Below are 24342 nucleotides of genomic sequence, written 5' to 3' on the forward strand. Positions count from 1 at the left end.
TCGTCGGTTGGACGTCCTGGGCTGATATCAGTTCACTCGGGGTGACGAAAGCCAGTGGGCTTGATGAGCTCCGACGGGATCTCTCGCTTCCCATTGAAGGAACGGTCGCGATTGGCGATGGCACGAACGACATTGCCATGATCGAGTGGGCGGCCTTCGGGGTTGCTATGGGCGGCGCCACCGAGGAGGTTCGCGTCCACAGCGATTTCGTTGCGGCCGCCGTCGAAAACGACGGTGCCGCCGCCGTCATGCAGGCGATTTTGCGCTGGTGCGCATCCACGGCCTCGTGAATGCTGGGAAAACCGCTACGATAGCCCCATGGGAAAAGCCTCACGTCGTAAAAAAGTAGCAGTCAGCGCAGATCGCCCGGCATACCGCCCCCCGATCCCCTTCGTGGAACGTCCTTTTGAAGGACTTCCTAACGAGGTCGAACTGGTCGCAATGCGCGAAATCATCCCCTGCGCAACGCTGAGTGGGCGCACCACTGAAGAACACGGCGGTGCAGACTTCGACATCGTTACTCTGCTGCCCGATGGCCATCCCGCAATGATTCGCCCTGATGGACGTATCCTTGTTGGCCTGCAGACTCGCTCGAACTCGGGCGATCTCTCACACGACGTTGCCGCAGCTCTTCTTGCTGCCCTTCAGGCACAGTCCGATGGTGTTGATGGCGTCATCGATATTGATGTGCGCGAGCCTGCGCCTCGCCTCCAGGACATTGTTGATCCGAAGGCATTTGGCGATATGGAGATCGTTGCTGATTTCGGTTACTGGTTTGACCCGAATCAGGAACTCACCCCAGAAATGCGCGATGCTCTTGAGCAAAACCGTGCTGACGTTGTTCCTACCGCTGCAGTACCCGGTACCGAAGGCATGTACTGGTGCGAAATGAACCGCAACTTTGTTCGTTACGTGTCTGCCGCCCCCGAACACAAGCTTTTTGATGCCCTGGCTCGCCTGCAGGCAGCTGGAAATGCCCGATTGGGAGAAGGCTCTCGTTTCGTCGGTGCATTCCGCGCATGCGGTCTGGCAATTCCGGTTTTTGAGCTCGCTGAAGGTGCTTCGGCAGAAGATGTTGCCGCCGATGCACAGGCTCTTGTCAAGAACGTCGAGAAGGCACTGAAGGAAACCACCCCGCTGAGTGCAGACGAACGTCGCGCACGCCAGGGCCTCGTTTCCCGCCAGGTCACGATTCGCTAAGGAGAGGCGGCACCTGAGCGGGATAGACTAACAGAGTGACTCCCGTTCAATCCGTCGAACCCTCACCTTCCCAGAAGGTCGCTGCGATCATCTGTGCCCACAATGTGGGTCGGCAGATCGCCTCAACTGTTCGTGCATGCCGTGCAATCCCTGGCGTTGACCTGCTGATTGTCATTGACGACGGCTCGGACGACGACACCGGGAAGTATGCGCGCGCCGCCGGTGCGGTTGTCGTTCGCCATTCCGTCCCCCGAGGCCGGGCCTCGGCGCACGAAACGGGAGTGAAAGTCGCAGCAATGCGCGATCGCGTAGACGCTCCGGGGCGCCATATCCTCTTCCTCTCGGGAGACTTGGGGGAGAGCGCCGTCGATGCAGCCTTCCTTGTCGAGGCGATTTCAAGTGGGCGCGCAGATCTGGCGTGTGGTGTGCCCGCGGAATTGAGCGCCTCCGATGGGAAAAGACGGAAGGGAAATTCCGCTCAGCGCCTAGCTCACAATACGATCCGTCGCCAGACCGGTTGGGATTGTCAGGCGCCGCTTTCCCCAGAAATGTGCCTGACTCGCGAGGCATTGGATTGCGTTATGCCATTCGCAAATGGTTACGGTCTGGAGCTAGACCTGAAGGTGCGACTGCTTTCTGAAGGAATGACAGCAATTGAACTGCCCTGCGCTTTCGAGCATACGGGCGATGATCGCAGTCTGGTTGAGCTCAACCCCACGACAGGTTTTGCCGATGTGTCGTGGACATCTGCGATGTTGGCCTTACGCAAAGTGCGACTGCGCCGTCGCTTCCGGACCCCTGTCTCACTTCAACGCTTGGGTGCCCCCTATCCTGATCCCGAGCACACTCCCGTATCCCAATCACCTGCAGGAGAAACCAGTTAATGTCTGAAAAAGGTACCCGTTTGCGTACATCCCGCGCGCTTGCGGCCTATCTTCCCGCTGCACTTTCCGTCGTCCTTGGCGCCTGCCTGTACATCACCTTCTCGGTTGGTCAGTGGCGTTCACTGACCGTCCCTTCGTGGGATCTGGCTATTTTCACCGAGGCGGCGAAATCCTATAGTCACTTCCAGGCGCCGATCGTTCCTGTCAAAGGACCCGGATACAACCTGCTGGGTGATCACTTCCACCCGATTTTGGTGCTTTTGGGGCCGATCTATCGTTTCTTCCCCTCAGGATTGACACTGCTGGTTGTTCAAGATCTATTGATTGCGGTTTCGGCGTGGCCGCTGGTTCGTCTCGCCAGCAAGCAAGCCGGGTGGCTTCTTGGAACATTCGTTGGGATTGGGTATGTCACCGCATGGGGATTCCAGGGCGCCGTTGCCTCGCAGTTCCATGAGATTGCCTTCGCTATTCCCCTTCTTGCCTGGGCCTCTGCCGCATTTGTTGAGGGCCGCTGGGTTGCCGTTATGGCATGGTCGGCGCCTTTGGTCTTGGTGAAGGAAGACCTTGGCCTCACCGTCATGATGATTGGCATTGTGCTGGCGTGGCGAGGCCGTGAGAGTGAAAACTCCTTCACCTATCCCTTGTTTTTCGCGGTCTTTGGACTTCTTGCCTTCTTCGTGACGGTGAAGCTGCTTCTGCCCGCCTTTAATGCCTCAGGTACCTGGGCCTACAGCTTGGATGGAAGCAGCAATCGGGGAGATGTCACTCTGATTGAGCGTGCGCTATGGCCTGCCCAAAAGTACGGCGTGATTGCCATGGTGATTTTGGGGACCGGCATCATTGGTATGGCATCCCCCTGGTTCTGGGTCATCATGCCAACAATTGCCTGGCGTTTCTTGGGTTCCGTTGACTACTACTGGGATTGGAAGCACTGGCACTACAACGCGATTTTGATCCCCATCCTCTTGGGTGCCTTGCTGGACGTTCATCGCCGGTGGTCTTCGCAGCAGGATTCTTCGATAGCTCGAGGCTGGGGTTGGGTGAGCAGCGCGCAGCGTCCTGTGGTGGCAACAATTGCATTGGCTCTGCCCTGCGCTGCGGCTTTTGTGACCGCTCCGCAGCTTCCTATGTGGCAGATGACGAATCCGGGTTTTGGAACTCTGAGTCCTCGAATGGCCCAGGCTCAAGAGATCGATGAGCTTATTCCCGATAATGCGAAGGTCGAAACTGATCTCACCCTGCTTGCCTACTTGGTTCCACGCCATGAAGTGTATTGGGTGGGATCCGCTAAGAATGTTGACGTTGACTATGTCGTCGTCGACCAACGTGGAGCCGCGTGGGGAGATCAGAAGAATGTCGATGCCGTGTCCTACGCGCAGGGTGCGCATCCGGGGCATCGTTTTGAATTGGTTTATAACCAGGGTGGTTTCCAGGTTGCTAAACGCATCAGCTAATGCGCTTTACTGGAACTGATTGAGCGTCATATCAGGAAAGACACTCGGTGCCCCCGCGAGAAATCGCGGGGGCACCGAGTATAAGAGTGATCGATCAATGTGCGCGGCGAAGCCTCATGGAGTTGAGGACAACGCACACCGAGGACATGGCCATCGCAGCCGAAGCAAGCATCGGGTTGAGAAGTCCGAAAATCGCAAGCGGAATCATAATGACGTTGTAAAAGAAGGCCCAGAACAGGTTTTCTTTGATGACCTTCAGGGTTGCACGCGAAATACGAATCGCAGCGGCAGCCATCGTCGGGTCTGAGCTCACCAGCGTCATATCGGCGACAGCGATTGCACTATCGGCACCCGAACCCATGGCAATACCCAAGCCCTGAGTTGAGGCCTGTGCCAGAGCGGCCGCGTCATTAACACCATCACCCACCATGGCTACCTGGTGGCCTTCTTCTTGAAGGCGCATCACTGCATCGCGCTTATCTGCGGGAAGGACTCCCGCGATGACCGAATCGATACCGACCTGCGAGGCAACAAAGCGCGCTGAAGATTCATGGTCGCCGGTGAGCAAAGTTGGAGTGATTCCCAAGGCCTTGAGCTGGGCAATCGCATCCTTTGATGACTCTTTCACCGTGTCACGCACAACGAAGGCACCCAGAAGTACTCCCTCGAGGTGTTCGGGAAGTTCGCGTGTCTGGGGCGTGAGTGTCGCTGCGGGTGCTTGGGCAGAAGCAAGTCGACGTGAACGCACCTGAGGTTCATAACCCGCTGCCTTCACAACCTCTTCAAGCTCAGCGTCGCTGTAATTGTGCGTGAGGGTGATTCGAGCACTTTCAGTTGCCAAGTTGACCTGCGCATGAACGCCATCGAGTTTGCCCAACTTGCGCTCAACTCTACGAACGCAGGAAGCACAGGTCATGCCGCCCACGGCCATATCAACGATGATCCCGTCATCCTCGTTCTCTTCCGTGGGTGTCGAAGCCTGCGCCGAGTCCGTATCACCAGCGGAGGAAGTTTCCTGCCAGCCCTCAACGCGCGCGCTGGCCACAACGGTCGCTCCCGTGGCCTCGGCCTCGGAAATGGCGGAAAGCGCAGACTGAGGAAGGGAAATACCAAGCTCACCCAGCCAGCTCACGCGGCCGGCCAGAAGGAGTGCGCCGTCTTCGGCGAGCGCAGAGACTCCAAGTCCCGGGTGGTTGCGCAGCTCGCGAACCGGGTGCGAGGGAAGTTCGCGCTCGCGGGCGGCGGTAGTAAGCGCGCGGGCAATTGGGTGTTCCGAGGCCGATTCCAGTGAAGCGGTCACGCTCAGCGCATCCTCGCTGGACTGGGCATCGGGAGAATTCGCGCTTCCATCGGGGAGGATCACGGACTCCAATGACATGGCACCCTTCGTTAAGGTGCCTGTTTTATCAAGGAGGATCGTGTCGATGCTGCGCGTGCGCTCAAGGACCTCAGCGGAAGAAATGAGGATACCCATCTGCGCGGCCTTGCCCGAACCCACAAGGAGGGCGGTTGGCGTAGCCAGACCAAGAGCACAGGGGCAGGCAACAACCAGTACAGCGACGGCTGCGGTGATTGCGCTTTGAAGGCCAGCTCCGGCGATGAGCCAGCCTGCCAAAGTCAGTAGGGACAGCACAATGATCGTCGGAACGAAAACCGAAGAAATACGGTCCGCAAGACGTTGGACGGGAGCCTTCGTGGCCTGAGCCTCGGTAATCATCTGGCCGATGTGGGCCAGCTGGGTTTCGGATCCAACGGCGGTTGCGCGGACGATCAAGGCTCCTGAGGTGTTGAGGGTTCCACCGGTCACCGCGCTACCGGGGGATACTTCGCGGGGAAGAGATTCGCCCGTCATGAGCGAGGTATCCAAAGCACTGGAGCCCTCTTCAACGATGCCGTCGGTTGCAACCTTGTCGCCGGGACGAACCTGGAAGAGGTCTCCGACACGAAGTTCAGCTGCGGGGATGGTGCGGAACTGACGATCCGCGCCGTTTCCTTCAACGAGGATTGCGTCCTTTGCACCGAGCTCAAGAAGAGAACGTAAGGCGTCACCGGAGTGGTAGCGGGTGCGCGCCTCCATCAGTCGGCCGGCCAGAAGGAAAGTAACGATTGCGCAGGCACCCTCGAAATAGATTTCCGCGTGCGTTGCATGGCTGCGCGCAGGGATCAGCGACATCTGCATGCGCATGCCGATCATGCCTGCGCCGCCAAAGAGCAGGGCGTACCACGACCATAGGCTCGATGCGATCACGCCGAGGGAGACCAGGGTGTCCATGGTCGAAGATCCGTGGCGTCCCGCTTGGAAGGCGGCGCGGTGGAAGGGGGCGGCACCCCAGATCACGACGGGTAGCGAGGCGAAAGCAACGACCCACTGCCAGCCGGGGAACTGAAGTGGAGGAACCATGGACAGGCCCAGAACAATGATGGTGAAAGGGAGAGTCACAAGGAAGCGGTTGCGCAGGTCCGCAGCGCGCCGCAGCAACCCGTCTCCCAAGTGCTCGCTCTCAGTATCGGTTGATGTGTGGTGAGTTTCAGTAGTCATTCTGAGCGATTCTGTCGTGTGTGGTTTACGGGAGATCCGGGGGCACCTGGTGGCACCCCCGGTTGAGGAGGTCAGAAATCGCGAGCGATTCCAACCAATTCGAAGCCGGCCTCGGAAACAGCATCGCGCAGAGCGTTGTCATCGAGTTCGGTGTTGGTGACAACGGTGGCCTTCGAGGTTCCGCCGGAGTTGAGGATGACCTCGACGTTCAGGACGCCGGGGACCTGACTCAGTTCTTCGGTGACAGATGCGACGCAGTGTCCGCAGGTCATTCCGTTGATGGAGAGTTCGACGGTGCGATCAATTTCCTGTGCCATGATGGCGCCTTTCTTTGGTGGTGAAAAAATGGAGAGACGTTACGGTGTGCGCTTAGGACTTCACCAGTCGCGCGATTGCCTTTGCCGCTTCTTGAATCTTTTCGCGTCCTTCTTCTTCGCTGTGTTGAGCGGCGTGAAGGACGCAGTGATTCATGTGGTCTTCAAGGAGGCCCAGTGCGACGGAGTCCAGCGCTGACTGCACTGCCGAGATTTGAGTGAGGACATCAATGCAGTAGGTGTCCTCTGCAACCATTCGTTGCAACCCCCTCAGTTGGCCTTCGATTCTGCGAAGGCGCTTGAGGTAGTGCTCGGTTTCTTCGGTATATCCGTGAGCCATGGTGATCCTCCTTGTGCTTGAAATATACCCCCGGGGGGTATATGCGTCAATAGGAAATAAAGATGAGGAAACTCTCGTTGTCGCAATCTGGACGCAGATGCACGTCAGGAGGCTTAGGCTTGCACCAAGGGAAGGAGAGGTCATGAGACGACAACACCACCGCTCGTACTACGCGCGGCGTCGTGTGCCGGGCTCTTTCACCTCTCTCTACTTGCGTGTGAAAGTGATTCCACTTGCACCCAAACTACTTTCCGCGCTCGCGGTCGCGGGGGCCTCGACATTGGGATTTCTTCCAGCGGATATTCGCTCGCGCCTGCGGATGGAGTCAGATCGTCTGGGTGAACAGGTATCAGAACAATCCCAATCGATCTTCTTCCGGGACCCCGGACTGGACACGCTTTTTGTTCGTGTCCTCTGCGGTATCGCTGGCAGTGCCGGGAAAATCGTTCACGCAGCAGCGGCACTGGACTCTGTCATTGGATTGGACCGCACAGGCAAGCTTCAACGCTTGGCGCAGGTCACGCCTCGTGATGGCTATGAAGCCCTGATGGCGGGAATGCTTATTGTCGGTACTTCGCTGGGGCAAATGACCGGTGGAACCGCACATGCAGATAAGTATTTTGATTCTGATGGTGGCCAGGATTTTATTGAGATTCCAGGGCGACCGCGTTCTCAGGTCAAGCGTCTCTGGGCGCCGCGCTCGCTTCAAGACATGGCAGCAGATATCGATGACATGTACTGGGCTGGAACCTATGGGCAATCCATCAAAATCACGTGCGTAGGCCAGGGGAAGACACGTCGTTGGCTCGTTTCAATTCCCGGAACACAGCACTTTGATACTCCATCAACCCCCAACCCGGCAGACATGGAGTCCAATATTCGAGAGGCATTGGGGATGCCTTCGTCTATGCGTGCGGGCATTATTGCAGCACTTCACCATGCGATGAGTGAAGAAGGAGTTGATCCCGAAGGCTTTGCTACGGAGCCGGTGATGCTTGCTGGTCATTCTCAGGGCGGTCTGATCGCGGTTAATTTGGGAAGCCTACCCGCACAGGAAACAGGAATTGATGTCCGTGCGATTCTCGCTATGGGAGCTCCCGCTAGGCGAACACGAATTCGTCCGGATGTTGTCATGGTCGATATTGCTCACGATCAGGATGTTATTCCGTCTACCGACGGGACACCGGCTCGTGCCCCCGACCATCGGATCATGGTGGGACGAAAGCTCATTCAGCCACGCTTGCGCGCCCTGTACTATGCACATTCCTCATCGACGTACACCGAAACGGTGGGACACCTTGAGCGTCGCAGTGCCATCACGCAGTGGGATCGAGTCGGGCAGGCGGTTCGCACGCTCCAAGCGATGCTCCCACAGGGCGATGAGCCTACTCGCGTGCGCATCTATGACGTATGGCAAGAGCTCGATGACCCAAATTCTGGGGTTTGGTCGCGGGTGAAGGGTATTCATTCTCGGCAACTCACCTGTAATGCACAAGAAGCTGATGACAATCACGATGGGGTGACGCATGGAAGCGAATAGATCACTCAAGCGGATCCTGGGAATGATGAATGGGTCGGCGCTCCAGCGCATCGCTGACGATATCCCACGGATTTCTAACCCCCTGGGTCTTGCTGCAATGGGAATCGCAACGCTCGGAGTGGGAGCTGCGCTTACGCGTCTGCGGCCAAGCGATAGGGAAGGGCGCTCTCAGCGCTTCGCCCGCATGATCGAGGCAAGGCTTCGCGCAACCCTTGAAAAGCAGATTGCGCGCGGTGAGTACGGCAATGTGAATTCTGCTCCATGGGATGTCGATCGCTGCGAAGTCCAGGTTAACGAAGGCTTTGGGAAACCAACCGTGGTTTGCTTCACTGTAGTGATGACGGCTTGTAGCGAGGAGCTAGCGGAAGACCTTCGTGCGCGTGCTGCGCAGGGGCTACTGGCTGCGGCTGTAGAGGCAGCATGGCGTAATCCCGAAATTGCGCCGATCGTCATTGAAGGCAAGCTTCAATCCGGTGATGAGGACATCGTCGACATGCGCGCTCTGGGGTACTCTTCCCTCCAGGTACGCCCCGAAGAACTCTTTGAGCGCTTAGGGGCACCCGCATTTGATAGTGGCTGGAAGCCCGTCTAAACCTGCGTTACTCTGCGCTGATCCAATCGACCATATCGGGTGCATAACCCGTGTAAGTCTCAGGAGTGAGCTCCATGAGTCGGCGCTTCTGGTCTTCGGGTAAATCCAAAGAAGATACAAAATCACGCAGACGGTGGATACCGATATCGTGTCCGCGCGTCAGCTCCTTCATGCGCTCGTAGGGGTTCTCCATACCGTCGCGCCCCTCAAGGGAGGCAAGACGCATGACCTGTTGAATGGCCTCGGAAAGAACTTCGGGATGTTGTGCCAATTCCTCAGCCATGACCTGTGAATTCAGTTCAATCCCCTCTAAACCACGGGTCAAATTATCAATCGCAACAAGTGAATGCCCCAAAGCCACCCCGATATTGCGCTGAGTTGAGGAATCCGTCAGATCGCGCTGAAGTCGCGATGTCACCAAAGTCTGAGCAAGGGTTTCCAAGAGTGCGCAGGAAATCTCAAAATTAGCCTCGGCATTCTCAAAACGAATCGGGTTGACCTTATGCGGCATCGTCGAAGAGCCGGTTGACCCTTGCGCACCAAGCTTTTGATGGAAATAACCCAAAGAAATGTAGGTCCAACAATCCGTCGAAAGATTATGAGCGATGCGCCCGAAGCGTGAAATATCGCTGTAGAGTTCGCTTTGCCAGTCATGAGACTCGATTTGAGTCGTCAACGGGTTCCACGTCAGACCGAGGCGCTCCACAAAATCTTTTGTGAGAAGTGGCCAGGGAATTTGGGGCAGTGCAATGCGGTGAGCGGCCCAAGTTCCAGTGGCTCCATTCATTTTGCCCAAGTATTCCGCGTCTTCAATTCGCGAGAGCTGGCGAGAGAGGCGATAGGCGAAAACCGCCAATTCCTTACCCATAGTGACCGGAGTTGCCGGTTGGCCGTGGGTACGAGCGAGCATGGGAACATCCGCGCCATTTTGAGCCAATTCAAGAAGTCGCGAATATAGCGCCTGTGCACGAGGCAACCACACTTGACGAACGGCAGCTTGAACATTGAGTGCGTACGAGAGGTTATTGATGTCCTCTGAGGTCGCAAAAATATGGACCAGCGGACGAAGTGAGGGAAGTACGGTGTCAGGACCGAGAGCATCGCGCGCCGCCTCAAGGCGATGATCAATGTAGTACTCGACTGCCTTCACGTCGTGGCGGGTTTCGGCTTCGATCTGGGCGAGTTCGGCAATGGAATCTGCGTTGAAAGTCTGAGGAAGTGCACGCAGGTAGTCCAATTCGGCATCAGAGATTTCGGGTGCGTGAGCGATGATGCCCCGTCGCAGCAACTCAATCATCCACTCAATCTCGACAAAAATTCGGGTTCGATTGAGTGCAGCCTCTGAAAGGTACTGGGTCAGTTCCTGGGTTTGAGGGCGGTAGCGACCGTCCAGCGGAGACAGGGCCTGGCCAGTTGCTGCTAGGTCTGCGTATCCCATTTCGGGCGAAAACATGGATCCTTGCTGCGAAGTCATGTCTTAATCATCTCAGACCGAGGCCGCGCTGCCACGGGACCAGGTTTTGAAACCTTGTATTCACGCACAGTCGTGACGGCTTATCGGTGTTTTCCACAGAAATTGTGATGTGTCTGAAGCGAGAAGAGCATCTTCATACTCTGACACGTATGTGGATGTTCACGGTATGTCAGTCGCTTCAGGTAATCGCAGACAATTGTGCGGATATCGCCGCGACAATGAATGAGTTTTCACTGTCGTCATGGACTGGAAACGGAAGTGAAGGTGCGCGCGCAGAAATTGATCAAATTGCGAAAGGATCGAATTCTTGGTCCGCACTGGCATCGCAGCTGAAAGAACTTGCGCAATTAGAAATGGCCAGTTTGGAGGGACAGTCATGAGCGATGAATCTGTGTCGTGGATGCTTGTCTCTTCTTCGCAGACGTGCATCGATACTGAGGCACTGGTGGATGATGTCCTCGCGATGAGGAAAATCAAAGATGCCTGTAATGAGCAGCTGGATATGCTCGCTGGGATGATCCAAGACTTAAGGATTCACAAGTGCGGAGAGCTGGCCGACCACTTTTACTCACTTGGCGCGCACCTCAGTGAGCGGATGGATAGTTGTGCGAAAAAGCTTGCCTACGTTGCGCGGATCCACTCTGGTGCCGAGGCCGATGTCCGAGCCTACCAGCGCACCTGCGCCCGCTTAGACGGCGGTTTGGGATTAAATACGTGGGGCGGTGGCTTAGTGCTTTCGCAAAAGATTGGACGTTTCGGAAAGTATCTGAATCCAAACCTTCCCTTTCTCATGGCTCCTGTTGGATTGGTTCACGGAGGGGCGATTGTTGCAGCCCACGGCTATTCCTTCGTCCATCAACCAAAAGATGCAGAGCTGGGTATCCGAACTCAGTATGACGTTGGTGAAGTGGCCAGAATGCTCAGTGGTACGAATTCGCATGAGAATGCAGAAGTGACGCGCGATGCCGCGGCCCAAGCATCAACGTTCTATGCGGCCATGGGCTGGTTAATGTTTGGCAGGCACAGTGGAGTGCGGATCTCGGCACAGGCGCTTCCGACCACTTCCGGTGGGGGATCTCCGTTAAGTTCCCGGGTATTAGAAGGTGTTGCTGATGGTGGAAAAGTACGTACATACTGTGGACCTTTTGGAGTTGCCCTCTATGCGGCGCATAGCGTTATTGCCTACCCCAAACACGCACCGACGGTCCAGCAGGCGGCCTCGGGAATCGCGCAAGTGGGGAGTGGAGCTCCCCCTCATGTGAACACTCCACTTCAGGCCTCGGCAGCCCTTGAAAGGATCGGAGAACTGCGCTCAAGCGCGGATGAAGGCCAGATCGAGATCCTTCAGCATGTCACTACAGATGAACAGGGTCAGGAACGCCGTTCATGGTCTGTGATGATTCGAGGAACGCAGAAGTGGGGACCCGGTGAGGATAATCCCCAGGACATGCTGACGAACCTTCAAGCTGTTGGTCAATCTGACTCAGATCAGCTTCGTGCGGTGAAGGCGGCTATGGATATGGCGGGAATTCGCAGTGATGAACCCGTTGAGTTCATTGGCCATTCACAAGGTGGAATCATCGCTGCTCAGCTGGCTTCCGAAAGCGATATTCGCTCACGCTACAGCGTGGCCTCGGTTCTGACAGCGGGATCTCCCGTCGCAGGTTTTCACCCTGATCCGGGCGTTCCCATGCTCAATATGGAAAATACACGTGATATCGTTCCTGCCCTTGATGGTGCGGCAAATACTAATCGGGGAAATGCGCTCACCTTGCATTTTGATAGCGAACACTTGGATGTGAAGCAGGGCAGCGAAAATCCCATTGCTGCACACGACATTGAAACCTATACGCAGGCGATCCGCGAATGCGAGCAGGTGAATCCGCAACAGAACCCCAATATTGGGGAAGTAATTCGCTGGGAAGAACAAAGAAGAACTCGGCTAGGTATCACCGATAGGACGCAGACGCGCTCCTATATCTTTGATACCCGCCGAGTGACGTGATGCGAGTGAGGGAAGGATCAGTCCTTCTTGGATGCTCCAGTCAAGCTTCCAAACAGCGAAGAGACAATAGCGGTGATGATCGCACCGATAATTGCCGCCCCAATACCAGAGACAGAGAAAGGAAGACCCAAAGAGTGGGCAACTCCGCTTGCCACCATGAAACCGATGCCATTAGTCACCAGAGCAAAGAGTCCGAAAGTGAGGATGTACAGGGGGAAGGCAAGGATTGAAACCAAGGGGCGAACGATCGAATTCACGATGGTGAAGACCAAGGCGATCAGGCCCAGCATGATGACTGTTTCAGTCAGGGTCGTGCCCTGTGCAATGACGATTCCAGGAACAAGTTTGGCCGAGACCCACAGTCCCAAGCCGGTTCCGATAAGACGCAGAATAAAGTTCATGCGCTTAATTATCGCCTATCTCTGAGCAAAGAACTATGCGACGATCGCCATAACTGCGCTAAACATCAAGGCGCAGGCCAGATATTCGCCAATCCCAATGACCGCGGGGCGAAGCTTGATGCGTGACGAATTTTGTAATGCGGGGACAATGATTGCTCGCGCAGAAAGCACGGTAAAAGCGATCAAAGACCAGAGCGGAATCACGTGGGTCACAACGCCAACAAGGCCAGCCACTAGTGTCGCTAGGTGCCAGGCAATACAGACGGCGAACATGCGCGTGTCCCCGGCACCTCGGATCAGCGATCTTACGTAGAGAGTAGCGCCCAGCATGTATGCCGCAATTGCGGCCGCCGCACACCAGAGTTTGAGTGGTGAGTAGTCTTCAGCAACAACCCACACTGACAGCGGATAGGTGCATGAGCTGGCCAGAACGCTTGCGAGGTGTGAGGGTAGTGAGCGTCGGCGCTTTCTCCACGCCTCGAATGTTGCAATTGCACAGAAGATTGTTACGGGGATCAGGATTCGCGCGACAGGACGCGGGTGAAGAATGATGACCGGGATCCCGCATGCAGCCGCGATTGCTGCCCAGGTCGCCATCGCCGGTAGGTAGGTTTTTCGACGTTGAGGTGCAGCCGCCATGTACAGGGTGAGTGCGTGATAGCTGCAGTAGGCCGCTGTCCATGCGGCAAGTAAAAGGAACTGAATGGGCTGAGGTTTCAGGGTGCAGATTCCGACAGCGATGGGAAGGGCAGTCATTACCCACGCGCCATGCTCGTTTGAGAGCCATCCTCGGCGAATAAGTGAGCGTATCCGTGATCCTCGTTGATTCATGGGCAACAGTGTAGTGCCCCTATTCACTAAGGCAAACCTAAGAAAATCGCGAATTCTGTGCCGGCGCTCACCGACATCCCATTCACTGAGACATACTTTTTCTGAACTGGGCCAACAGCGCAATAGTTATAGGTATGTCAACAAACGATACACGCGAAGAACATGCTCCGTCCTCGGTTGCTTCAAAGCCCGAGCTTTCTCAAGAAGATCGTTCCGCCCGCATTGCGGTTACCGTATTCCCGCTCATTATTATTGTGGCATTCGCTCTGGGTCTGATTTTCCCGACCCATGCAGCAAAGCTTGGCTCGGGTGTGAACATCGGCCTGGGCATCATCATGTTCGGCATGGGCCTGACCCTGACCCTTCCCGACTTCGCACTTGTCGTGAAGCGCCCCCTGCCCGTCATTGTCGGTGTTATCGCGCAGTACGTCATTATGCCTGGAGTCGCCTTCCTCCTGGCCAAAGTGCTCCACCTTGATCCGGCAATTGCAGCCGGTGTCATCCTGGTCGGTTGTGCTCCGGGTGGTACCGCCTCGAATGTCATCTCCTACCTGGCAAAGGGTGACGTTGCACTCTCGGTGACCATGACATCGATTTCCACCCTGCTGGCACCCTTCATGACCCCCCTGCTTACCAAGTGGCTGGCCGGTCAGTACATGCCTGTTGATGCAAAAAACATGGCGCTCGCAATTGTTCAGATCGTTCTGATACCGGTTATCGCAGGCATCGTCGTCCGTATGCTTGCTGGCCGCTACGTTGAAAAGATCCTCCCGGCTCTTCCCTGGATCTCCGTCCTTGGCATCTCCTACGTGCTTGCAGCAGTCGTTGGCAAGTCCGCCGACACGATCATGGAATCCGCACTCATCGTCTTCGTCGTGGTTATCCTCCACAACCTGCTCGGTTACTTCTTCGGATACTTCGCAGGCCGTATCTCGGGCGGCGATTACCGTGCAGCCCGCACGACCGCAATCGAAGTTGGTATGCAGAACTCGGGTCTGGCAGCCGGCTTGGCGACGAAGTACTTCAGCCCCGAGGCCGCGCTTCCCGGTGCTGTCTTCTCGGTTTGGCACAACCTTTCTGGTGCACTATTGGCCATGTTCTTCCGCCGCTTTGGAAAGCAGGGCTGAACGTGCGCTGAAGGGAAATACCCGACAGCATTACAGTCTTGCTTTCACGTCGGAGTAGTACCGACCTGAAACTTGTGGGGCGACGCTGCGAATATCGCATGCGTCGCCCCACCTGTATGTCATGCAGGCTGGAGTCGTGCTTGGAATCCACCAGAATTTTCGGATACCCAGCAGTGCTGGAATACCAAAGCCGTTCCTAGTTATGGTTCCCCGAACGAGGCGTGTGTGCACCTTCCGTGAAGGCGTTAATGGTCACCTGCGGATCAAGCGGATGGCCGGCGCGAGTCTCTGCACGCAGGTGCGAAACGACGGCCTCGAGACTGCCGCAGGCATCGGCAACTGCCTTCTGACGCTGATAGCCCACGCCAATGCTGCGCATCGTTGAAATGAAATCCAACTCCTGTGCGCAATCAAGGTCCTCAGCAACAGGGCGCAGTTTTTCAATCATTTCATCCAGCAGCTCGTCGATGTGACGCTCATTACCGTGAATGTCTTCGATGAGAATGGCATCCATCCCGTAACGCGCCGCACGCCACTTGTTCTCAGCCAAGAACCACGGTGAGGTGGTCGGAAGTTCTTCGCCTCGATCAAGAGCACGTGAACCGTATTCAACCAGGCAGTGAATAAGGGCGGCGATCGCTCCAATTTCAGCCGCGTTGCTGGAAGAATCGCAAACGCGTACTTCCAGGGTGCCTAGCCTAGGTGAGGGGCGAATATCCCAACGGATCTCATCAAAATTCGAAATGATGCCGGTGTGCATCATGTCGCGAGTGTAATGTTCCAATTCCTCCCAGCGGGTAAAAAGCTGGGGGACACCAGCCGTGGGAAGCTGCTGGAAAACCATCGCGCGATTGTCGCAGTAGCCTGTGTCCGTTCCCGCCCAATAGGGTGACGAGGCCGTCAGGGCTTGGATTTGCCCGAGCTGAGTGGAGAGGAAGGCGAGAAGGGGAAGAACTTTGGCGCGCTCCTCAATCCCAACGTGAACATGCGTGCCAAAAATCAGCATTTGGCGACCCCAGAACTGGGTGCGATTGACCAATTCGGCATAGCGTTTTGAGTCTGAAACTCGCTGGTGTGCAGGGTTAGCAAATGGGTGAGATCCTGCGCTTGTGAGGTCGACGCGGAGTGCCGATGTAGTTGGCTCAAGCATCTCTAAGCCCTCATTGAGATCGGCAATGGCATCGCGGACACGTGTCTGTTTGCGAGAAACTAATTCCACTGTATTGCGCAGCATTTCTCCGTGAACAAGCGTATTTCCCGGATACTGCGCACAGACTTGAGCGATGATTGCCTGCGCGCATTGGCGGAGGTCTTCAGAATCGATATCGATAAGCTGGAGTTCCCACTCAACACCAAGTGTTGAACGTTCAGATTGTGCGAACGAGATGGCCATAGCTCCCCTTGCTCAAGCTTGTTGGTAGCGGTGGATAAAGGATGCCAATAGGTCGTGGGCGGGTTGAGTATTCGCAGCGTCGCAGCGCGCAACTACCGCGGGCTTCTCTTCTGCAGGATAGTAGGTGTCACCATAGGTCTCAATGCGTAGATGCATCCCATCTCGCGTAATTTCCGGATGAAATTGCGTGCCATAGATGTTCTTTCCCCAGCGGAGGATCTGGACGTGGCAGCGAGTTCCGGTCGCCAGAAGTTCGGCCCCCTGTGGAATAGATCCAATGGCATCGGCGTGACCGGTGTAGGCGTGAAATTTTGGCGGAAGCTTACCGGTGAGGGGGTCGGCAAATCCGGCCTCGGTCAAGGAAATTTCGGGGGCCTGGAGGTCCTCAGAGAAGCCCTCAACGAGGGGTGCTCCCGAGGTCCGAGCCAGGGATTGCAAGCCAAAACAGATGCCGAAAGTCGGGAAATCGCGCTCCAGAAGGATGGATGTCAAGGCGTCGATGCGTTCTTCAACGCGCAGGTGCTCGGGAGTCTTCTGTTCATGAGGATGCTCGAAACCAAAAGGAGAGCCGGTAATGATGACACCCGAATACTGGTCCAAATCGATATCGCTGGCCGGGTGCGGTGAAGCGGCATCAACTAACGGAAGTGGGTGAAGATCGCTGTCACTGAGCTGACCGATTGCCTTCATCGACGCCAGTTCATCTCGCGCAAGAATACCGTCTGGTCGGCACACGGCCACCAGGAAGGGTCGAGAAGAAGAGGGTCGAGAAGCGTTCATAACTTCACGCTATCAGCCGTATCAAACAGATGCCCGCGACGATGCAGAAGATGGGATTGTGTAACGGGTAGAAAAAACCCGCAGCACCAAACGATGCTGCGGGAATCACGTCGGGGTGGCGGGATTTGAACCCACGGCCTCTTCGTCCCGAACGAAGCGCGCTACCAAGCTGCGCCACACCCCGTGACCGTTTGAGTATAGCCGTCCGAAGCCGGTGCGCAAAATTTTGTACGCCAAGGTCTGGAGTATTGCCCGTCTCCGGTGTTCAGTCGTGAATTGTCAAGATCGAGGCTTCGGGGCGGGTGGCGATACGCACTCGAGCGTAAGGGGATGTACCCAAGCCCGCGGAAACGTGCAGCCATGCATTCTCGCTGGCACTGGACTCCCACACGTGCAATCCCTTGCCAAACTCACGGGGAAGATCGCAATTGGTCACCAGGGGGGTCACACCAGGGAGCCCAATCTGACCACCGTGAGTGTGGCCTGCAAGGATCACTTCTGCACCCAAGTGGGTCATTGAGTTGAGCACGCGCGTGTAGGGCGCATGGGTTACACCCATGCGAATAGCTCCAGACGATAGCCAACTTTGCGATAGCCCAGTGATGGAATCACGGTTAATGTGCGGGTCATCGACACCCAGCAGAGCAAGAGGAGCAGCTGCGTAGCTGAACTCGTCAACGTCGGTCGTGGTCTCCGTCTGGTAAGGCTCCACAAGTGCCGAAGAATTCGACAAATCCGCCCAACCCATCGTTCGTAGGTGTGCGGCAAGTTCGGTCCACGGCAGGTCTACCGCGCGCTCGATCTTTCCTGACTCACGAGACCGAAAGTAGCGAGTCCAGCTCCTGGGTTTCGGCGAGTAGTAATCGTTTGAACCAAAAACGAAGGCTCCAGGGAAATCAGAGAAAATTTCGTGCGCCTGGATCACCAAATTCAGCGCATCGGGACTCCCGAAGTTATCTCCGGTAGAAATCACGTAATCGAATTGCTCGGTGTCGCGAATCTCTTGCAGGAAATCGAGAAGAAATTCTTGGCCTGCGAAAAGGTGTAGATCGGAGAAATGAAGGATCTTCGCCATTCGGTGATGACTGCGCAGCATGGGCGTTGACAGTGCCGAAAGCGGAACATCGTAGTGGCGAAGGACAGGTCGACGCCGCTCGACACTTCCCCAGGCAAGAGCCGCGGTACCGCCCAGAGCAAGGGCGGCTGCGCCTCGGAATGCGTGCTTGACGAGTCGACGTGAAGTCATTTCTTACTCATCCCCATCGTCATCATCATCGTTGTTTCCGGGTTGTTGCTGTCCCTGCGGATTCTGTTGCGGGGCAGGAGTTGCACTGGGAGTCGGAGCTTCAGTTTGGCGAGGTGCGGCCTGGGGGGTTCCGATATTCGCATTGGGCATGGGCTGGTTGGGGGTGCCCTCCAGCGCCGCGCTCATGTATGGAGCCCAGATATTTTGGCCGACGAAAGTTTCACCGAAGATTTGCGAGTAGTAGCGTCCGTTGATTCGGACGTTTTGAACCGGGGTCGTCGAGGCGTTGCCGTGACCAACCCATGCGGCAGTGGTGAGTTCTGCGGTCGATCCCGTGAGCCAGGTGTTTGCCGAGTAGTCGGTCGTACCGGACTTGGCGGCAAATTGACGATCGCCCGACAAACGCGTAGCAGTGTAGTACTGGCTAGCCGACTTCGTCAGGGTTGTTGCAACCTTTTGAGCGACCTGCGAATCGATAACCTGCTTGCAGTTCGCAGAACCTTCCTTAAGAACGTTCTCTTGACGGTCGGTAACCTTCGCGATGGAGTAGGGCTGGCACATCTTGCCGTCATTGACGAAGGCTGCGAAAGCGCGTGCCATGGTCAGCGGTGAAGCAGAACCGGAACCCAAGATGTTACCGGGCACTGCCAAGATTGGTTCACCGTTTCCGTCATCGATGCCCATGTCAGCGGCAACTTGGAAGATATCGCAGAAGTTGAGCTTGGACGCCATATTGACGAAGGAGTGGTTCACCGAAAGGCCCGTTGCGCCGATGACGTTAAAGGCACCGTCCTTACCGGCCAAGTCGACGACGTTCCAACTTTCGGTGTGGATCGGAACGCCATCACACTTGAAGGAGCCATTGGGGAAGTTCGTTCGCCCGTCGATGGTTTCATAAGCCGAGCGGCCTTCCTTGTACCATTGGGCCAAGACGAAGACCTTGAAGGTTGATCCAACCTGGAAGGAACCATCAGCTGCATAGTTCGACATGGTTTCGTCTTCGCCCACGCCGTAGACAGTATTTTGGGCCATTGCTACAACTTCACCCGTTTGGGGGACTAAGGAAACCAAAGCGTTATCCAAACCGGAGGCATCGTCGGGTGGAATGGTCGTCGTTAAGGCTTCGTAGGCAGCATGCTGCTTCTTCGGATCCAAAGTCGTTCGGATGGTCAGTCCACCGGTCTTAAGAAGACGCTCACGCTCAATGGAGGTCTTTCCAAAGGCCTCATCGGCAAGGAACTGGCGCACTACATAGGAGCAGAAGTAGGCATTTTCATCGCCAGCACCCGAGCATCCCTCACGAATCTCAGTGGGGTGAAGCATGTCGGTAACGTTCACGGCCTTTGCCTCGGCTGCTTCGGCCTCTGTAATGACGCCCTGGTCAGCCATGACGGAAAGGACGGTATCACGGCGTTCTTGCGCGGCCTCGGGATGCTGAAGGGGGTTGTACTGAACGGGAGACTGGACGAGGCCGGCTAGGAGCGCGGCTTCACCGATCGTCAGTTCGTTGGCGGACTTGGAGAAATAGAGCTGAGAGGCTGCCTCAACACCGTAAGTGATGGGACCGAAGGGCGCGATATTCAAGTAGCCAGTCAGGATTTGATCCTTGTCCATCTGCTTCTCGACAGCAAGCGCGTACTTGATTTCGCGAAGTTTACGTTCGGTGGTTTGCTCAGTTGCGGCCTCGACCTGGTCGGCATCGCCTTCCATGTAACCCTTCTCGGCCAAGGCATTACGAACGTATTGCTGGGTAATGGTCGATGCGCCCTGCTTCCCGCCGTCATCACCGAGGTTATTGACCATTGCACGGGCAATACCTGTGGGGTCGACACCGTGGTGTTCGAAGAAGCGTCGGTCTTCAATGGCGACGATTGCCTTCTTCATGATGGGCGCGATTTTGTCCGAGGGGATGACAATGCGCTGCTTATCGTAGAAACGGGCAATCACTTGGCCGTTCGTATCGAGCATGGTGGACTCGGTCGCGGGAGAGACAACCTGGATGTCGGTGGGGATCTCGTCGAAGATCTCCATCCCTGCTTTCGCCGTGATTGCACCGGTCCCGACGGCCGGCACCAAGACACCAGCACTGACCACACCGACAAGTGTTGATGCTGCCAAGAATGACAGCAAGAGTGCCACTAGCTGTGCGGGTCGAACAAAGCGTGTATGCGACTGAGCCATAGGTACAGGATACGTGTAGAGGCCTCGGAAAGAGAGAGGAAGAGGTGGATTACGTCAACGTTCGCTCTCTTTGCCACATTACGGACCGAATCCGTCCTAATTTCCCTTATGAAAATTTCATGTGTACTCTCTGAGGAAGAGGTCAATGTCGACCACATGGAGAGGGTGGAGTTTCACATGATTGACGACCACGGTTGGGTTGAGTATGCCCTGTGTGCCGAAGATGAACCCGACTCCCTGTTTGTGCAGGGCGCAGCTCAGCGTCAAGTTCGTATGCGCTGTATGGAATGCCCCGTGCGCCTTGAGTGCCTTGCAGACGCCTTACAGTCACAGATGTCCTACGGCGTGTGGGGCGGTCTTACCGAACGCGAACGCCGCGTGATTTTACGCGTCTATCCAGAGAAGACTGACTGGAGTGAGTGGCTCATGCATTCTCGAGATCCTCTGGCAGTTGAGTTGCGCAAACCGCGGGTTCCCCAAAGCTTGTCGATGAAACACCTTCGTACAAATGCCAAGGCATTACGAGAGGCATCACTTTCTGTTGCTGCACGTGGCTAATCGCAGCGAGTGCCGTAGGATGGCGCTATGACTACATGGGAATATGCAACAATTCCGCTTTTGACCCACGCAACGAAGGCAATCCTCGACCAGTGGGGAGCCGATGGCTGGGAGCTCGTCCAAGTTGTTCCAGGACCAACTGGTTCAGATAGCTTGGTCGCGTATCTGAAGCGTCCGAAGCAAGACTGATCCTGTGGATTTTTCTTCGCAATAAACTATCGGGGTCGAGCAGGTTTATCACCTGCTCGACCCCGAAGGCATTGAGCTAAAGATTAGCGTGCGCGGCGTGCCAGACGATCGACATCAAGCAGTGTGACCGCACGGCCTTCCAGACGGATCCAACCGCGCGAAACGAAATCTGCCAAGGACTTGTTGACAGTTTCACGCGACGCGCCGACCAGCTGGGCCAGTTCTTCCTGAGTGAGGTCGTGAGGAACGTGAATGCCCTTATCGGTTGCCGTACCGAAACGATCTGCAAGATCAAGCAACGCCTTAGCAACGCGGCCGGGGACGTCGGAGAAGACCAGATCGGAAAGCGATTCATTCGTGCGACGCAGGCGCTGTGCCAGTGCACGGAGCATGTGCTTGGCCAGGGTCGGGTTCGCTTCGACGATCTCCATGAGGTCGCTGTGCAGCAGGTGCAGCAGGGTGGCGGGGGACACGGCGGTTGCGGTGGTCGAGCGCGGGCCTGGATCAAAGAGCGTCAGTTCTCCGAGAATTTCGCCGGGTCCAAGGACTGCAAGCAGGGATTCGCGGCCGTCATTCGAGGTGTGGCCCAGCTTCACTTTGCCTTCGGTCACGATGTACAGACGGTCACCAAGATCGCCTTCTTCGAAGAGGGTTTCGCCGCGTCGCAGTGTTGTCTGACCCATCTTCTGCTGCAGCGATGCCTGTTGCGCCTCATCGAGTCCACTGAAGAGAGGGACTTGGTTGATGAAGTTTGCATCTCCATACATAAAGCCGGAACTCCGTTCTATTCGCGAGCGCCGCTAGCATGCGCCGCCGACTACTGAGCTGTCCTAATCAGGTAAGACGGCAGCCCAGCACAAAAGAGCCACCGTGTGATAGTCGTAACTATTATGCATGGTGAACGGTCTAAATCACATATTTGCACACAGTTTGCGCAAATTCGTTTCTTTAGAGTTGACTCTGAGCTGCACAGTGAGCGGATTCCTTGATGAAAGGAAGGATCGCCTGGATCAGAGCCTGAGGGTTTTCTTCCTGTGGGAAATGGCCGCATTCGCCAATTGCGCGCATGGTGAATTCGCCGCTGGTTGCTTGGACATCATCAGCAAAATCAACGTGCGACCATAAACCGTCGTCGCGCGCTTGAATTGAAAGCACGGGTACCGTCACGCTCCGTGTCAGAACATTCTTGGAGCTAAATGAGGGCCTAAACGTTGCCCGCAGTGATTCCCACGCGGATCGAACCGCGATGTGACGGGAAAGAGCCTCACGGTAGACTTCCGCATTCTCTAGCATTTCCTCGCGGTTAAAAGGCGCCGCCCACTGAGAGATTGAACGGTCGATCCATGCTGAGCGTGCCGCGAAGAAGGCTACGCGAGGACGGCGCGATAGGAGGGTTGAGAACCAGCGGCCTCGGCCTCGGGAAGAAAGCCCACGCAGGAAGTGCAGACCCAGCGGATGAGGGGCACACACCGGCACAATCGCCTGCAAGCCCGCAGGTTTAAGCGCGCCGAGCATCCACGCGACCACGCCCCCCATGCCGTTGCCGACAACCGTGTAGGAAGAAATTCCCAGTGCCGAGGCCACGCAAGCGACGTCCGTCGCCAGCTGGGTGAGTTCGACGTCTCCCGGAGCAAGATCGGAGGTACCAAAGCCTCGAAGATCCATTGCAATGGTGCGGATACCGGCCTGCGTGAAGGCGGGAATAACCTCCCGCCACGTCCACCAAGTCATTGGGAAAGAGTGAAGGAGGATAACGGCAAAAGAAGCATCCTCGGGTCCCGCTTCGGCGATATGGAAGGATGCTCCCGAGGCTGAGATCCGACGGTGAACCCAGGGCCCGGGAGCTTCCAATACCGCGCGAGAAACCTCGGGTTTCACCGCAGACCAGCTGCCTTTTCGGCGCGACGACGTTCGCGGGCGGTGAAGTGTGCACCCGCGGGATTGACGCGTTCTACTTGCTCGCGCATTGCCTCTTCATTGCGTCCGCGGCGGCGAACCGAATGCGAAAGGGATGCGATGCCAAGCAGTGCAAGTCCAAGGAAGAGTAGGCGACCGGAGTATCCGGATGCTTGGAGGTGGTGTGCAAGGTTAGCGCCCAAGGCACCGGAATTCTGCAGGAAGTGCAGAGTGGAAACCGTGTGTGCGGAGGTAAATCCGGGGGCGAAAACCCAGGGGAGGCCGGCTGCGAAGAAGCAGAGGCCACCGATCCATGCGCCCAGTGAGGAACGCTTGAATGCTTCAAATAGTGCAATAACTGCCACGAAAGCAATGGCGACTTCGGTGATAGCAAGCCAGTTGATCACGCCGGTTGCTGCGGGATTGCCCCCGGGAAGTGTCATGCGAGCGCCGGCATCGGCAATGAGGTACCAAGTGATGGGCAGAACAAAGATGCCTAAAGCCAGTGAGCTCCAGTGAGCAGCCGCGCGAGAGGGCATTTCAGGAACGACTGTTGCGCCCTCAAAAAGTGCATCGTCGAGGCTCTCGGGGGTCTCTTGAGGAACGGTACGCTCGCCGCTATCTTCACGAGGCTTCCACGAAGCTTCGGTCGTCGCGCTTTCCGCTGCCGGAGCAATGAATGCGCGCCTACGAACCTGGGTGCTTTCAAGCTCGTCCTCGAGTTCCTCGGCGTTTTCGGGCTGAGCAGGTGTGCGGCGCGAGAGGGCGTCGGGAACCTCGGTCACCGAAGGAGAGTCCTCAGGCTCTTCTTCCGCGGCTTCGGAAGCAGCCGGGATCGTTGTGGTGTGTGCGGAGTCGGGAACTTCCTCAGATTCTTCGGGGGATGCGTCCTTGGGCTCTGCGTTGTCCTCAGTAGTTTCCTCAGTCTTTTCCGAGGCCGGCTCAGGTTCGACGTTGTCGTGGGAGGTGTGCTCAGACTCGGTCACGGTGTTCTCATCGTGTGCTAAGTCGTGGCTATCGCCCTGAGAGGTTTCTTCACTCGAAGGTTCGTCTGAAGAGGATTCCTCGGTCTGCGCATCCTGCTGTTCCTGAGCTGACTCAGGCTCGGCCTCGGAATGCTCAGACGTCGAACGCTGCGCAAGAGCATCATCCACGGACGTTGGGGTGACACCCATGTGGACAGGTTCAACCTGACTGGTTTCGGTGACTGATGCGCCACCGACGATGTCTTCGGCTGCAGATGCCTCACCGGGAAGGGTGACTTCTTCGCCGGTCAGTGGTGTTTCCTCACCGGTAGAAGGACGATCGGTATCTTCCGTCACCTTGTCAACGTCTTCCTTGTGTTCCTGATCAGACATGGGACCTCCTCTTCTCGTGCTGACGATAACGAGAAAACGA

The 24342-nt window shown here is 56.4% G+C and carries 24 protein-coding genes and 1 tRNA gene; 11 read left to right on the forward strand and 14 right to left on the reverse strand.

Translation table 11 applies throughout. The features are described from left to right. The 4 genes from RW023_RS02645 to RW023_RS02660 form a co-directional block, all read left to right on the forward strand. A partial coding sequence (locus RW023_RS02645; RefSeq protein ID WP_315579762.1) for an HAD family hydrolase occupies positions 1 to 290 on the forward strand: 290 nt, incomplete at its 5' end. A 28-nt stretch (positions 291 to 318) separates the two neighbouring features. Continuing rightward, the gene (locus RW023_RS02650; RefSeq protein ID WP_315579763.1) at positions 319 to 1200 is read left to right on the forward strand and encodes a DUF5926 family protein; all 882 of its coding nucleotides are present in this window, start codon (positions 319 to 321) and stop codon (positions 1198 to 1200) included. A gap of 35 nt (positions 1201 to 1235) precedes the next feature. After that, the gene (locus RW023_RS02655; RefSeq protein WP_315579764.1) at positions 1236 to 2084 is read left to right on the forward strand and encodes a glycosyltransferase; all 849 of its coding nucleotides are present in this window, start codon (positions 1236 to 1238) and stop codon (positions 2082 to 2084) included. Then, positions 2084 to 3538 (forward strand): DUF2079 domain-containing protein, encoded by a 1455-nt coding sequence (locus tag RW023_RS02660; protein WP_315579765.1) that lies wholly within the window; start codon positions 2084 to 2086, stop codon positions 3536 to 3538. The genes RW023_RS02655 and RW023_RS02660 overlap by 1 nt, the downstream gene beginning before the upstream one ends. A 94-nt stretch (positions 3539 to 3632) precedes the next feature. Here the strand turns inward: RW023_RS02660 and RW023_RS02665 are convergent, their stop codons facing one another. The 3 genes from RW023_RS02665 to RW023_RS02675 all read right to left on the reverse strand — a co-directional run bounded on the left by RW023_RS02665 (position 3633) and on the right by RW023_RS02675 (position 6731). Beyond that, positions 3633 to 6077 (reverse strand): HAD-IC family P-type ATPase, encoded by a 2445-nt coding sequence (locus RW023_RS02665; RefSeq protein ID WP_315579766.1) that lies wholly within the window; start codon positions 6075 to 6077, stop codon positions 3633 to 3635. Between the two features lie 71 nt (positions 6078 to 6148). Beyond that, positions 6149 to 6394 carry a heavy metal-associated domain-containing protein gene (locus tag RW023_RS02670; RefSeq protein WP_315579767.1) on the reverse strand — a complete coding sequence of 82 codons (246 nt, stop codon included), beginning with the start codon at positions 6392 to 6394 and terminating at the stop codon, positions 6149 to 6151. Between the two features lie 52 nt (positions 6395 to 6446). After that, the gene (locus tag RW023_RS02675) at positions 6447 to 6731 is read right to left on the reverse strand and encodes a metal-sensitive transcriptional regulator (protein ID WP_315579768.1); all 285 of its coding nucleotides are present in this window, start codon (positions 6729 to 6731) and stop codon (positions 6447 to 6449) included. Positions 6732 to 6873: 142 nt separating this feature from the next. Here RW023_RS02675 and RW023_RS02680 point away from each other — a divergent pair, with 142 nt between their 5' ends. Both RW023_RS02680 and RW023_RS02685 read left to right on the forward strand, forming a co-directional pair. Then, a complete protein-coding gene (locus tag RW023_RS02680) occupies positions 6874 to 8271 on the forward strand; it encodes a hypothetical protein (protein ID WP_315579769.1) in 1398 nt (465 codons plus the stop codon). Then, positions 8258 to 8863: a hypothetical protein gene (locus RW023_RS02685; RefSeq protein WP_315579770.1), complete on the forward strand. Its 606-nt coding sequence runs from the start codon at positions 8258 to 8260 to the stop codon at positions 8861 to 8863. The genes RW023_RS02680 and RW023_RS02685 overlap by 14 nt, the downstream gene beginning before the upstream one ends. Before the next feature lie 7 nt (positions 8864 to 8870). On the opposite strand, the gene purB is transcribed toward RW023_RS02685, so the two are convergent. After that, positions 8871 to 10337 carry an adenylosuccinate lyase gene (purB, locus tag RW023_RS02690; protein ID WP_315579771.1) on the reverse strand — a complete coding sequence of 489 codons (1467 nt, stop codon included), beginning with the start codon at positions 10335 to 10337 and terminating at the stop codon, positions 8871 to 8873. A 107-nt stretch (positions 10338 to 10444) separates the two neighbouring features. Between purB and RW023_RS02695 the strand changes: the two genes are divergently transcribed. Together RW023_RS02695 and RW023_RS02700 are read left to right on the forward strand one after the other, a co-directional pair. Next, the gene (locus RW023_RS02695) at positions 10445 to 10717 is read left to right on the forward strand and encodes a hypothetical protein (RefSeq protein WP_315579772.1); all 273 of its coding nucleotides are present in this window, start codon (positions 10445 to 10447) and stop codon (positions 10715 to 10717) included. Beyond that, positions 10714 to 12342: a hypothetical protein gene (locus RW023_RS02700; RefSeq protein WP_315579773.1), complete on the forward strand. Its 1629-nt coding sequence runs from the start codon at positions 10714 to 10716 to the stop codon at positions 12340 to 12342. The genes RW023_RS02695 and RW023_RS02700 overlap by 4 nt, the downstream gene beginning before the upstream one ends. A 17-nt stretch (positions 12343 to 12359) precedes the next feature. Here RW023_RS02700 and RW023_RS02705 read toward each other — a convergent pair whose 3' ends face one another. Both RW023_RS02705 and RW023_RS02710 read right to left on the reverse strand, forming a co-directional pair. Then, positions 12360 to 12743, reverse strand: coding sequence for a phage holin family protein (locus tag RW023_RS02705; RefSeq protein WP_315579774.1), 384 nt, complete (start codon positions 12741 to 12743; stop codon positions 12360 to 12362). 33 nt (positions 12744 to 12776) lie between these two features. Continuing rightward, positions 12777 to 13574 (reverse strand): YwiC-like family protein, encoded by a 798-nt coding sequence (locus tag RW023_RS02710; protein WP_315579775.1) that lies wholly within the window; start codon positions 13572 to 13574, stop codon positions 12777 to 12779. A 134-nt stretch (positions 13575 to 13708) separates the two neighbouring features. Here RW023_RS02710 and RW023_RS02715 point away from each other — a divergent pair, with 134 nt between their 5' ends. Continuing rightward, positions 13709 to 14701, forward strand: coding sequence for a bile acid:sodium symporter family protein (locus RW023_RS02715; protein ID WP_315579776.1), 993 nt, complete (start codon positions 13709 to 13711; stop codon positions 14699 to 14701). A gap of 196 nt (positions 14702 to 14897) precedes the next feature. Here the strand turns inward: RW023_RS02715 and RW023_RS02720 are convergent, their stop codons facing one another. The 5 genes from RW023_RS02720 to RW023_RS02740 form a co-directional block, all read right to left on the reverse strand. Continuing rightward, on the reverse strand, positions 14898 to 16094 hold the full coding sequence (locus RW023_RS02720; RefSeq protein WP_315579777.1) for a glutamate--cysteine ligase: 1197 nt from the start codon (positions 16092 to 16094) through the stop codon (positions 14898 to 14900). A 12-nt stretch (positions 16095 to 16106) separates the two neighbouring features. Beyond that, positions 16107 to 16874, reverse strand: coding sequence for a glutamine amidotransferase-related protein (locus tag RW023_RS02725; RefSeq protein ID WP_315579778.1), 768 nt, complete (start codon positions 16872 to 16874; stop codon positions 16107 to 16109). A gap of 110 nt (positions 16875 to 16984) precedes the next feature. Beyond that, positions 16985 to 17058 (reverse strand) — tRNA-Pro (locus RW023_RS02730). 81 nt (positions 17059 to 17139) lie between these two features. After that, the gene (locus RW023_RS02735; RefSeq protein ID WP_315579779.1) at positions 17140 to 18120 is read right to left on the reverse strand and encodes a metallophosphoesterase; all 981 of its coding nucleotides are present in this window, start codon (positions 18118 to 18120) and stop codon (positions 17140 to 17142) included. Positions 18121 to 18123: 3 nt separating this feature from the next. Beyond that, complete coding sequence (locus RW023_RS02740; RefSeq protein ID WP_315579780.1) at positions 18124 to 20301, reverse strand: transglycosylase domain-containing protein; 2178 nt, start codon at positions 20299 to 20301, stop codon at positions 18124 to 18126. Between the two features lie 177 nt (positions 20302 to 20478). Between RW023_RS02740 and RW023_RS02745 the strand changes: the two genes are divergently transcribed. Beyond that, entirely contained in the window at positions 20479 to 20859 is a 381-nt protein-coding gene (locus RW023_RS02745; RefSeq protein ID WP_291458745.1) for a WhiB family transcriptional regulator, read from the forward strand. Between the two features lie 27 nt (positions 20860 to 20886). Beyond that, on the forward strand, positions 20887 to 21048 hold the full coding sequence (locus RW023_RS02750) for a DUF4177 domain-containing protein (protein ID WP_009748214.1): 162 nt from the start codon (positions 20887 to 20889) through the stop codon (positions 21046 to 21048). A gap of 83 nt (positions 21049 to 21131) precedes the next feature. On the opposite strand, the gene RW023_RS02755 is transcribed toward RW023_RS02750, so the two are convergent. The 3 genes from RW023_RS02755 to RW023_RS02765 all read right to left on the reverse strand — a co-directional run bounded on the left by RW023_RS02755 (position 21132) and on the right by RW023_RS02765 (position 24302). Beyond that, positions 21132 to 21815, reverse strand: coding sequence for a Crp/Fnr family transcriptional regulator (locus RW023_RS02755; protein WP_009748215.1), 684 nt, complete (start codon positions 21813 to 21815; stop codon positions 21132 to 21134). Between the two features lie 181 nt (positions 21816 to 21996). Then, positions 21997 to 22926, reverse strand: a complete 930-nt coding sequence (locus RW023_RS02760; protein ID WP_315579781.1) for an alpha/beta hydrolase — start codon at positions 22924 to 22926, stop codon at positions 21997 to 21999. Beyond that, complete coding sequence (locus RW023_RS02765) at positions 22923 to 24302, reverse strand: hypothetical protein (protein WP_315579782.1); 1380 nt, start codon at positions 24300 to 24302, stop codon at positions 22923 to 22925. The genes RW023_RS02760 and RW023_RS02765 overlap by 4 nt, the downstream gene beginning before the upstream one ends. Positions 24303 to 24342 lie beyond the last annotated feature (40 nt).

This window comes from uncultured Actinomyces sp. (assembly GCF_963542285.1).
In the GTDB taxonomy this organism is placed as follows: Bacteria; Actinomycetota; Actinomycetes; order Actinomycetales; family Actinomycetaceae; genus Pauljensenia.

Excerpts from the sequence above, each read along its gene's own strand:
- RW023_RS02650 (WP_315579763.1), top strand. The coding sequence starts at position 319 with ATGGGAAAAGCCTCACGTCGTAAAAAAGTAGCAGTCAGCGCAGATCGC.
- RW023_RS02660 (WP_315579765.1), top strand. The coding sequence starts at position 2,084 with ATGTCTGAAAAAGGTACCCGTTTGCGTACATCCCGCGCGCTTGCGGCC.
- RW023_RS02665 (WP_315579766.1), bottom strand. The coding sequence starts at position 6,077 with ATGACTACTGAAACTCACCACACATCAACCGATACTGAGAGCGAGCAC.
- RW023_RS02670 (WP_315579767.1), bottom strand. The coding sequence starts at position 6,394 with ATGGCACAGGAAATTGATCGCACCGTCGAACTCTCCATCAACGGAATG.
- RW023_RS02675 (WP_315579768.1), bottom strand. The coding sequence starts at position 6,731 with ATGGCTCACGGATATACCGAAGAAACCGAGCACTACCTCAAGCGCCTT.
- RW023_RS02680 (WP_315579769.1), top strand. The coding sequence starts at position 6,874 with ATGAGACGACAACACCACCGCTCGTACTACGCGCGGCGTCGTGTGCCG.
- RW023_RS02685 (WP_315579770.1), top strand. The coding sequence starts at position 8,258 with ATGGAAGCGAATAGATCACTCAAGCGGATCCTGGGAATGATGAATGGG.
- purB (WP_315579771.1), bottom strand. The coding sequence starts at position 10,337 with ATGACTTCGCAGCAAGGATCCATGTTTTCGCCCGAAATGGGATACGCA.
- RW023_RS02695 (WP_315579772.1), top strand. The coding sequence starts at position 10,445 with ATGTGTCTGAAGCGAGAAGAGCATCTTCATACTCTGACACGTATGTGG.
- RW023_RS02700 (WP_315579773.1), top strand. The coding sequence starts at position 10,714 with ATGAGCGATGAATCTGTGTCGTGGATGCTTGTCTCTTCTTCGCAGACG.
- RW023_RS02705 (WP_315579774.1), bottom strand. The coding sequence starts at position 12,743 with ATGAACTTTATTCTGCGTCTTATCGGAACCGGCTTGGGACTGTGGGTC.
- RW023_RS02710 (WP_315579775.1), bottom strand. The coding sequence starts at position 13,574 with ATGAATCAACGAGGATCACGGATACGCTCACTTATTCGCCGAGGATGG.
- RW023_RS02715 (WP_315579776.1), top strand. The coding sequence starts at position 13,709 with ATGTCAACAAACGATACACGCGAAGAACATGCTCCGTCCTCGGTTGCT.
- RW023_RS02720 (WP_315579777.1), bottom strand. The coding sequence starts at position 16,094 with ATGGCCATCTCGTTCGCACAATCTGAACGTTCAACACTTGGTGTTGAG.
- RW023_RS02725 (WP_315579778.1), bottom strand. The coding sequence starts at position 16,874 with ATGAACGCTTCTCGACCCTCTTCTTCTCGACCCTTCCTGGTGGCCGTG.
- RW023_RS02735 (WP_315579779.1), bottom strand. The coding sequence starts at position 18,120 with ATGACTTCACGTCGACTCGTCAAGCACGCATTCCGAGGCGCAGCCGCC.
- RW023_RS02740 (WP_315579780.1), bottom strand. The coding sequence starts at position 20,301 with ATGGCTCAGTCGCATACACGCTTTGTTCGACCCGCACAGCTAGTGGCA.
- RW023_RS02745 (WP_291458745.1), top strand. The coding sequence starts at position 20,479 with ATGATTGACGACCACGGTTGGGTTGAGTATGCCCTGTGTGCCGAAGAT.
- RW023_RS02750 (WP_009748214.1), top strand. The coding sequence starts at position 20,887 with ATGACTACATGGGAATATGCAACAATTCCGCTTTTGACCCACGCAACG.
- RW023_RS02755 (WP_009748215.1), bottom strand. The coding sequence starts at position 21,815 with ATGTATGGAGATGCAAACTTCATCAACCAAGTCCCTCTCTTCAGTGGA.
- RW023_RS02765 (WP_315579782.1), bottom strand. The coding sequence starts at position 24,302 with ATGTCTGATCAGGAACACAAGGAAGACGTTGACAAGGTGACGGAAGAT.